Genomic DNA, 8,449 nt, shown 5'->3' with positions numbered 1-8,449 from the left:
CTTCGCGGTGGACTTCTTCGCGGTGGACTTCTTCGCGGTGGACTTCTTCGCGGTGGACTTCTTCGCGGTGGACTTCTTCGCGGTGGACTTCTTCGCGGTCGGCTCGGAATCTATGCCGAGACCCGCTGCCGCTTGCCCCTTGGCTACTGCCTCTTGAGCTGCCGCTTGCCCCTTGGCCACTGCTTCCTGGGCTGCCGCTTGCCCCTTGGCCACTGCCTCGTGGGCAGCCGATTGGCCAGAGGCAGCGAGCCCCTTCACCTTTGCGGCCGCTTCACTGACCGTCTTGCCAGCTTCGGATACCGCCGACTTCGCCGTGGTCGAGGACGAGTCTGCAGCGCCAAGTACCGTTCCGGTTGCCCGGTCCGCGGCACGCTGCTGCTCCTTACGGATCTGGTCTTCCAGCCGGTTAAGGTGCTGCCGCACAGCAGCTAGTTCCTCTTCCCGCACAAAACCCATCCGACCAACGGTGCGATCCACCTCAGTACGGATCAGACCGGTGAGTAGATCACGATTGGTCTGCGCAGACTCCACCAACTCATCGGTCAAGGTCTGCATTTGCTCCTGGCTCACTGACGAGAACTCAACGCTCTGCGACACCAATGCTTCAGCCAGCTCACGGGCCCGTTGGACCGTCACCTCGCCCAGGCCTCCCGCTACTTGCAGGTAACCACGCAACACGTCCAGCATCTGGATCACACTCCGATCGGGTCAGTCATGGCAAGATCCACTATGTCCAAGGTAGCGTGATCGCGTCTGCGCAGTAAGGTTGCGGTCAAGACAAAGGAGAGTGCATGGCGACCGAGGGTGAGGTCAAGATGGCCATCGACGCCCTAGTGGAGCGAATGGAGGAGCTCGACGTCGAGAAGTTGAAGCAACTCCCCGACCGTCATCTCGCGCTCTATCTCCTCGATCTGGACACCTCATTTGCCGGTGAAATGGCCGGCGGTCGGATCATCAACATCCGTACTGAAGAAGGCGACTACCAGGCACAACTCCGGCTCATCTGCACCAGTGACGATTTCGTGGCTTTGGAGAAAGGTGACCTCCACTTCGCGCAAGGCTGGGCCACGGGTCGATTCCGGCTTGACGCTAGTTTCCGGGACTTGCTCAAACTACGAGCTCTCGCCTAAACCTCCGGCTAGCACTGCTTCAGCCACCATCTTCATCGTCGTCCTGCGATCCATGGCCGCCTTTTGCAGCCAACGAAATGCCTCGTTCTCTGACAATCCGTAGGCCGCCATTAGCCGCGACTTCGCCCGCTCGACTGCTTTGCGAGTTTCAAGATCCTGCGACAGTTCCTCCACCCGATCACCCAGCTGCCGCATCTCCGCGAACCGTTGCCGAGCCAACTCCAAAGCGGGTAGCAGATCGACAGTAGACCATGGCTTCACCAGATAGGTCATCGCACCAGCGGCCACTGCCTGCTCAATCAACTCGCGTTGGCCGTAGGCGGTAAGCATGACGACCGCACTTTTCCCATCTGCCGAAATCTGGCGGGCGGCTTCCAATCCATCCAGCACCGGCATACTGATGTCCAGCAAGGCAATGTCTGGGGATAGCTCCCGACAGAGTTCCACGGCTTCGGCGCCGTCCCCACATTGCCCGACAACGCTGAAGCCCAACTCTCGCAGTTGCTCCACCAGATCCATCCGGATGACGGCTTCATCCTCTGCTACGACTATCGTGCTAGCCCTCGACTCAGCCGGCAATGTCATATCAGCCACGCGGACCTTACCTACCTGAACCGTTCTGAATACAGCGGCGGTACTCTTCCTTCTGAGCCCCGGTATCCCAACCGGTAGAGGAAGCGGTCTCAAACACCGTCCAGTGTGGGTTCGAATCCCACCCGGGGCACATCTGCCGATTCACGGCCCCTCCACGGCTGGCGCCGCGATCGCGGACAGCACCCCGTTGACAAATCGTGGCGACTCATCTGTAGATAGTTCCCGCGCCGCTGCTACAGCTTCGGAAATCGCCACCGCTGCCGGGACCTCGTCGCTGTAGCGCAACTCCCACACCGCTACCCGCAGGGTGGCCCGATCCACTGCGGGCATGCGCTCGATGGTCCACCCAATGGCGGCCCCGTTCACCAGATCATCGATCTCGCCTCGATGGTCCGCCACACCGGAAACCAGTTCGACGGTGTAGTCATTCAGGTTGGGGTTACCCATCTCAATGCGGCGCTGCTGATGCTGCGCCAAAACATCCAAGGGGGCTTCCTCTCGGGCATCGGCCTCAAACAGGATGTCTAGTGCCCGGCGCCGTGCCTTTCCACGTGCCGACACCTAGTTGACTCGACCTAGGTAGGAGCCGTCGCGGGTGTCCACCTTCACCCGAGTCCCGGAGTCAACGAACAACGGCACCTGAATCTCAGCACCGGTCTCCAAGGTGGCGGGCTTAGTGCCTCCCGAAGAACGATCGCCCTGCAACCCAGGCTCAGTGAAGGTGATCTCCAACTCCACAGAGGCTGGCAGCTCGACGTACAACGGATTACCTTCATACATGGCAATGGTGGCGTTGTTGTTTTCTAGCAGGTAATCCACCGCATCGCCGATCACGGCATTGGTCACTGGGATCTGGTCGTAGGTACTGGTGTCCATGAAGACGTAGGAATCACCATCTTGATATAGATACTGCATTTCCCGCTTGTCCACGTTGGCGGTCTCTACCTTGACCCCCGCGTTGAAAGTCCTATCCACTACCTTGCCGGAGAGCACGTTCTTCAGCTTGGTGCGGACAAAAGCACCGCCTTTACCGGGCTTCACATGCTGAAACTCCACCACAGTCCACAGTTGACCGTCGAGATTTAGCACCAGGCCGTTTTTCAAGTCGTTGGTGGTCGCCACGTCTTTCTCCAGTTCGCTTGGTTGGTCAGCCGAGCCGCACCAACTCGCGCGGCGCCATGGTGAGGCGCCGGGAGCCAGCGGCGGTGACCAACCAGGTATCTTCGATCCTCACTCCCCCATAGCCCGGCAAATAGACGCCGGGCTCGATGGTGAGGACGTCTCCAGGCCCAATGGTATCGGCGCTACTACTCGACAGCATTGGAGCCTCATGGATCTGCAGCCCGACGCCGTGTCCTAGACCATGGCTAAAGAACCTAGCCAGCCCGTTGAGCCGCTCCCGCGCCACTGCGTCGGGAACTTGGGCCGACACTCCGACCGCCAGTTCGGTAGCAGCCCCATCGGCTGCCACGAGCACCTCATCGTGCAACTCCTGCTGATGCGGGTTCGGCTCGTCTCCTACGACAAACATACGAGTCATGTCGCTGTGGTAGCCATTGATGCGCGCGCCAGCGTCAATCTTGAGTAGATCACCCGACCTGATCCGAATATCCGTCGGCTCATGGTGCGGAATCGCACTGTTGGGGCCAGTCGCCACGATGGTCGAAAAAGCCGGAGCTTCCGCCCCATGATCAACCACAAGACGTTCCAACCGAGTCGCGATTTCCTGCTCAGTCACTCCCGGCGCGATGTAGTGCAGTACGTCATCCAGCGCCAGCGTGATGATCTCGGCGGCTCGTTCTAACTGCGCAATCTCGTAGGCGTCTTTGACTCGACGCAGTTCAGCAACGACTCCGGTCGTTTCCAACAACAACTCTTGGCCAGCGATCTCGACCAATCCGCGATGCCGGTCGAGGGTGAGGTGGTTTGCTTCAATCGCGAGCGGTGAAATGTTGCGAGCCATTCCTAATCGGACTGCGCCAGCGGCGCTATCCCGCGCGATCTGCACTTCTAGCTCGGGGCACTGAGCAGCCGCTTGTTCTTGATAGCGGCTGTCTGTCACCAGAACTGCCGTATCTGACCCCAACACCAGACAGCCGTTCGAGCCCGTGAACCCAGTCAGGTAGCGCACGTTTGTGGGATCGGTGACCAAGAGCCCACCAGCGCCACAGTCATGGGCGCCGGCAATCGCTCGGTTGCGACGCTGCGCGTACTCGGGTCCTACCGCCATGGTCGCTAGTTTCGCTCTGCGAGTGCCTGGATCGCCAACTGGTAGGACGTCAGTCCGAAACCAGCGATAGTCCCAGTAGCTACACCCGCCACAACACTGGTATGCCGGAACTCCTCGCGTGCTGCCGGATTGCTGATGTGAACCTCGATGAGTGGTGCAGTCAACATCGCGCAGGCATCACGCATGGCGTAGGAGTAGTGCGTGAAGGCTGCTGGATTCAAAATCACCGGGACTTGGCCATCTGCGGCCTCATGCAGCCAGTGCACAAGTTCCGCCTCATCATCGGTTTGCCTGACTTCGACACTCAGCCCGACCGCGGCAGCCCACTTTTCACAGGCGGAAACTAGGTCTTCATACGCCTCAGCGCCGTAGATCTCCGGCTCCCGCAGTCCCAGTCGCCCGAGGTTGGGTCCATTCAAGACAAGTACTCGCGTACTCATGACACCTCCTGTAGCGCAATGCGCAACATGCCTTCGTCCGGACCGACCAGCAGTCCGGGCTGACCGATTCCATCCAGCACAATGAAACGCATTGTTGCGCCTCGGGCCTTTTTATCCACTCGCATTGCGGCAACTAGCTGGTCAAAATCTGCAGCCGGATAACTGATCGGTAATCCCACCGCAGTCAGAATTTGTCGATGTCGCTGGGCCGCTTCCGCATCTAATCGTCCGGCCGCGTGAGCCAGTGACGCCGCGAAACACATCCCCACCGAGACCGCGTCGCCGTGCCGCCAGCGATACTGCTCGGCACGTTCGATCGCGTGTCCCAACGTATGGCCGTAGTTCAACACCTCCCGGCCCAGTTCCCGATCCACGGATTCGGTCAAATCGTCTGCCACCACCGCGGCTTTGACTTGCACCGCACGTTCCACCAATTCAGTCAGCACCGCAGAGTTCGGGTCTAGCGCCACTTCTGGACCCGCCGACACTAAATCCAAGATCACCTGATCCCTGATGAAACCAGCCTTAATAACCTCAGCCAGCCCGGCGGCCAGATCGGGGCGCGGCAATGTAGTCAGTTGATCAAGATCACAGAAGACCGCGTGTGGCGGGTGAATCGCCCCCACCAGATTCTTACCCGCGGCGGTGTTAATTCCAGTTTTGCCGCCAACAGCAGCGTCCACCATGCCGAGTAAAGTGGTGGGCACCTGAATGATCGGTACACCGCGCAGCCAGGTGGCCGCGACAAATCCGGCAAGATCAGTGGTCGCCCCACCGCCAAATCCGATCAAGCAGTCGGTACGAGTGAAACCAGCAGCGCCGAGTGCCTCCCAGCAGGAGGCAGCCGATTCAACTGTTTTCGCTTCCTCAACATCAGCCAACGGAATCACCAGTGGCTGCCGACCCGTTTCCGCAATCCGATCGGCCAACTCGACCGCCATTGCGTTGAAGAAGGGCGCACACAGTACGCCCACTCGTTCAGTTCGCTCCGGGATGGCCGCGACGATGTCGTCAGTGAGTTGCCGCCCGATAGTCACCCGGTAGGGCTGATCGCCAGCGACCATGACTTCGGTGCTCATTGCTTATGCCCCACTTCCGCTAGCGACACGACCTCGTGGGCCACGTCCTCGATCGTACGACCGTCGGTGCCCACCTCGTGAGTCGCGAGTTCGCGATACAACGGTTCACGCTGTTTCAGCTGAGATAGCCAGGTGGTGCGGACGTTTCCCAGCAGCAGTGGTCGCGGGCCACTTATGCCTGCCCGTTTGGCGGCTTCAGTGGCGCCCACTTGCAGCCACACCAGGGGTAACCCGGCGAGATCAGCACGGGTGTCAGCATCCAGCACTGCCCCACCACCGATCGCCAACACACCTTGATGATCAGCTACTGCAGCCGCCACCGCAGATCGCTCTCGAGCACGAAACCCTTCCTCCCCTTCGGCGATGAAGATGTCCGGAATGCTCATCTGAGCAGCAACTTCGGTGTCTTTGTCAGTGTCGCGAAACTCTAGGCCCAACTGTTCAGCGACCACCGCACCGACCGCAGATTTTCCAGACCCGGGTGCACCAATCAGCACAAGGACTGGCGACATTACCGGATCGCCATCGAATCGAGATACGTCTGCAAGTTACGCGAGGTTTCGCCCACGCTATCGCCGCCACACTTCTCCAGTAGCGCATCGGCCAGCACTAAGGCCGCCATGGCTTCAGCCACCACACCCGAAGCTGGCACCGCGCAGACATCGGAGCGTTGGTTGATCGCCACTGATTCTTCGCCAGAGGCGACGTCCACCGTTCGCAGGGCACGGGGAATCGTGGAAATCGGTTTCATCGCGACTCTCACCCGCAATATTTCTCCGGTGGACATACCGCCTTCCACACCGCCGCTATTGCCGGAAGTACGGCGCAATTCACCGGACTCACTGACGATTTCGTCCTGAGCCGCAGACCCTCTGGTCCGCGCGAGTTCGAACCCCGCGCCGAACTCCACCCCTTTCATGGCCTGGATTCCCATCATGGCTCCGGCCAACCGAGCGTCGAGTCGACGATCCCAGTGGACGTGTGACCCAAGACCAGGTGGTAGACCCCGAACGACGACCTCAACTACACCACCAAGCGTGTCGCCTTCCTTATGAGCGGCTGCAATTTCGGCTTGCATGGCCTCAGTGCCTGCCGGGTCGAAGCAGCGAACCGGATCAGCGTCCAAGGCCACAACATCGTTCGGTCCTGGCAATTTCAGACCGGCGCTAGCTGCAGTACCGATCGAGACCACGTGACTCACGATGCTCACATCAGCCGCTTGCTGCAGGAAGGCGCGAGCGACCGCACCGAGTGCGACTCGGGCAGCTGTTTCCCGGGCACTGGCCCGTTCGAGCACCGGGCGGATGTCGTCGAAGTTGTACTTCTGCATGCCCACCAAATCGGCGTGACCGGGGCGCGGTCTGGTGAGTGGTGCATTGCGGGCCAGATCGGCAAGCTCGTCGGCTGGTACCGGATCGGCAGCCATCACCTTTTCCCATTTGGGCCATTCGGAATTTCCCACGGTGAGAGCAACGGGACCACCCATGGTGATGCCGTGTCGGACACCACCAAGGAAGGTGATCTCGTCCGCCTCAAACTTCATCCGAGCGCCACGTCCGGCACCCAGTCGGCGGCGGGCCAGATGCTCGGCCACATCCGCGGTGGTAATCGAGACCCCAGCGGGCAGACCCTCAAGGGTGGCAACTAGGGCGGGGCCGTGGGATTCCCCGGCGGTCAACCAACGCAACATAAGCCCAATTGTCGCATCGATTCGAGGGCGAGCGCGACGGCGGCACGCTCAGTCAGTTTTTCTGGCCGTTCTTTTTCGGTTTCTTGGCAGCGGCCTGCGCCTTCTGCTTGTCCTTGTTTTTGTCTTTATTCTTCGCCGTTGGCGCCGGTGTTGGCGTGTCCTCCGGTTTGGGGGCCGGGGTCGGCTCTGCGGCTGGCAGGTTCTTGGGTTCGGTGACCTCGAGGTTCTCCAGCGAGAAGAACCGACCGCCAAGATTGAGGGTCAAACTGCCAGCGTCGTCAGCGCCACCCGCAACCGTCAGCGTGGTCAGCAGGAACGCTCGTTCCAACTGCTCCAAGTTACTGACGAAGGTTTTGAGCTGGCTGTAACTGCCGGTGGCATTCATGGTGTAGGGCAGCCCCACCAACTCGAGATTGCCGGGGGCGCCCTCAATCGCAACTGGGTCACTGGCAGAAATACTGGTCAAACTGACACCTGCACTCCCTGCGGCTTGTTCCAGCGAACGCACTAGCGCGGGCTGCTCCATGCTGGCCGGCATCTTCGCCTGAACCGCCTGTACTTCTTTGATCTTGGCGGGGACCTCAGCTACCTGGGACTTTAGTTGCGCCAGTTTTGCCGTCAACTGTTGATTCTGCACCTCTTGATCCGCAATGGCAGTGTTCAGTTCATCCAATTGACCGCGCGCCGGGCTAATGATTAAGAAGTACCCGATCAGCAGCAGTAACAACGACCCAATGCCCCCGATCAGCAGCCACCGCGTCCTCATGTCACTCATGGCGTCCCCCCAGATTCGGCCGTCGCTGGCGCACTCGGTGCCGGCGTAGCTCCTGCCGCCGGATCTTGACCCGGCAAGGCCGCGGTGTAGCGACCAGACAATGCATTCGGACTCAGATTGGCCGTTGAATTCCAGGTGACTGGTCCACCAGTCGTTTCACCTTCGGTCGCCGCATCTGCCTTGCTGGCCGTTGCCATGAACGGATAGGTGTAGTCCTGCAGACCGGTGAGACTGTCCAACCACGCCGCTACCTGGTTGTAACTGGACGCGGTTCCGGTGAAAGTCATCGTTCCTTCAGAAGGCTGCAGCGGGAATACTCCGCCTGGGCTAGCTTCTTCTGATCCGGCTTCAATGATCTGACCACCGATGGACTCCAACGTCACCCCAGCAGGCGTGGAGAACGAGAGTTGGTTCAGCAAGAATGACCACCGAACCTCACGTGACATCGCCAGCGTCAACGACTGTTGCCCCTGTTCAGCGGCCAGGAAGATGGGCGGGATTTCGCTGTACT

General features: G+C 60.1%; 12 protein-coding genes and 1 tRNA gene. 2 read left to right on the top strand and 11 right to left on the bottom strand.

Annotation, left to right across the window (positions count from 1 at the left end; translation table 11 throughout):
• The coding region (locus K0U62_09710; GenBank protein ID MCH9801789.1) for a hypothetical protein at positions 1–696 on the bottom strand (696 nt) is incomplete at its 3' end.
• 95 nt (positions 697–791) lie between these two features.
• On the opposite strand from K0U62_09710, the gene K0U62_09705 reads away from it, so the two are divergent.
• On the top strand, positions 792–1,130 hold the full coding sequence (locus K0U62_09705) for a sterol-binding protein (protein MCH9801788.1): 339 nt from the start codon (positions 792–794) through the stop codon (positions 1,128–1,130).
• On the opposite strand, the gene K0U62_09700 is transcribed toward K0U62_09705, so the two are convergent.
• Positions 1,113–1,715 carry a response regulator gene (locus K0U62_09700; GenBank protein ID MCH9801787.1) on the bottom strand — a complete coding sequence of 201 codons (603 nt, stop codon included), beginning with the start codon at positions 1,713–1,715 and terminating at the stop codon, positions 1,113–1,115. The genes K0U62_09705 and K0U62_09700 overlap by 18 nt on opposite strands.
• Positions 1,716–1,780: 65 nt before the next feature.
• Here K0U62_09700 and K0U62_09695 point away from each other — a divergent pair.
• Positions 1,781–1,854 (top strand) — tRNA-Leu (locus tag K0U62_09695).
• A gap of 11 nt (positions 1,855–1,865) precedes the next feature.
• Here the strand turns inward: K0U62_09695 and nusB are convergent.
• The 9 genes from nusB to K0U62_09650 form a co-directional block, all read right to left on the bottom strand.
• Complete coding sequence (gene nusB / locus K0U62_09690) at positions 1,866–2,285, bottom strand: transcription antitermination factor NusB (protein MCH9801786.1); 420 nt, start codon at positions 2,283–2,285, stop codon at positions 1,866–1,868.
• A complete protein-coding gene (efp, locus tag K0U62_09685) occupies positions 2,286–2,846 on the bottom strand; it encodes an elongation factor P (GenBank protein MCH9801785.1) in 561 nt (186 codons plus the stop codon).
• Between the two features lie 25 nt (positions 2,847–2,871).
• The gene (locus K0U62_09680; protein MCH9801784.1) at positions 2,872–3,954 is read right to left on the bottom strand and encodes a Xaa-Pro peptidase family protein; all 1,083 of its coding nucleotides are present in this window, start codon (positions 3,952–3,954) and stop codon (positions 2,872–2,874) included.
• Between the two features lie 5 nt (positions 3,955–3,959).
• Complete coding sequence (gene aroQ / locus K0U62_09675) at positions 3,960–4,394, bottom strand: type II 3-dehydroquinate dehydratase (GenBank protein MCH9801783.1); 435 nt, start codon at positions 4,392–4,394, stop codon at positions 3,960–3,962.
• Positions 4,391–5,473, bottom strand: coding sequence for a 3-dehydroquinate synthase (aroB, locus tag K0U62_09670; GenBank protein ID MCH9801782.1), 1,083 nt, complete (start codon positions 5,471–5,473; stop codon positions 4,391–4,393). Before aroB ends, aroQ begins: the two co-directional genes overlap by 4 nt.
• Complete coding sequence (locus K0U62_09665; GenBank protein ID MCH9801781.1) at positions 5,470–5,985, bottom strand: shikimate kinase; 516 nt, start codon at positions 5,983–5,985, stop codon at positions 5,470–5,472. The genes aroB and K0U62_09665 overlap by 4 nt, the downstream gene beginning before the upstream one ends.
• The gene (gene aroC, locus K0U62_09660; protein ID MCH9801780.1) at positions 5,985–7,163 is read right to left on the bottom strand and encodes a chorismate synthase; all 1,179 of its coding nucleotides are present in this window, start codon (positions 7,161–7,163) and stop codon (positions 5,985–5,987) included. Before aroC ends, K0U62_09665 begins: the two co-directional genes overlap by 1 nt.
• A gap of 52 nt (positions 7,164–7,215) precedes the next feature.
• Positions 7,216–7,938 carry a type 4a pilus biogenesis protein PilO gene (gene pilO, locus K0U62_09655; protein ID MCH9801779.1) on the bottom strand — a complete coding sequence of 241 codons (723 nt, stop codon included), beginning with the start codon at positions 7,936–7,938 and terminating at the stop codon, positions 7,216–7,218.
• Positions 7,935–8,449: PilN domain-containing protein (locus K0U62_09650; protein MCH9801778.1), on the bottom strand; the 515-nt coding region annotated here is incomplete at its 5' end. The genes K0U62_09650 and pilO, both read right to left, overlap by 4 nt.

The sequence above is a fragment of the Actinomycetes bacterium genome (assembly GCA_022599915.1).
In the GTDB taxonomy this organism is placed as follows: domain Bacteria; phylum Actinomycetota; class Actinomycetes; order S36-B12.
The sequence above is the reverse complement of the archived record's forward strand: the minus strand, read 5'-3'. Positions and strand labels throughout refer to the sequence as shown.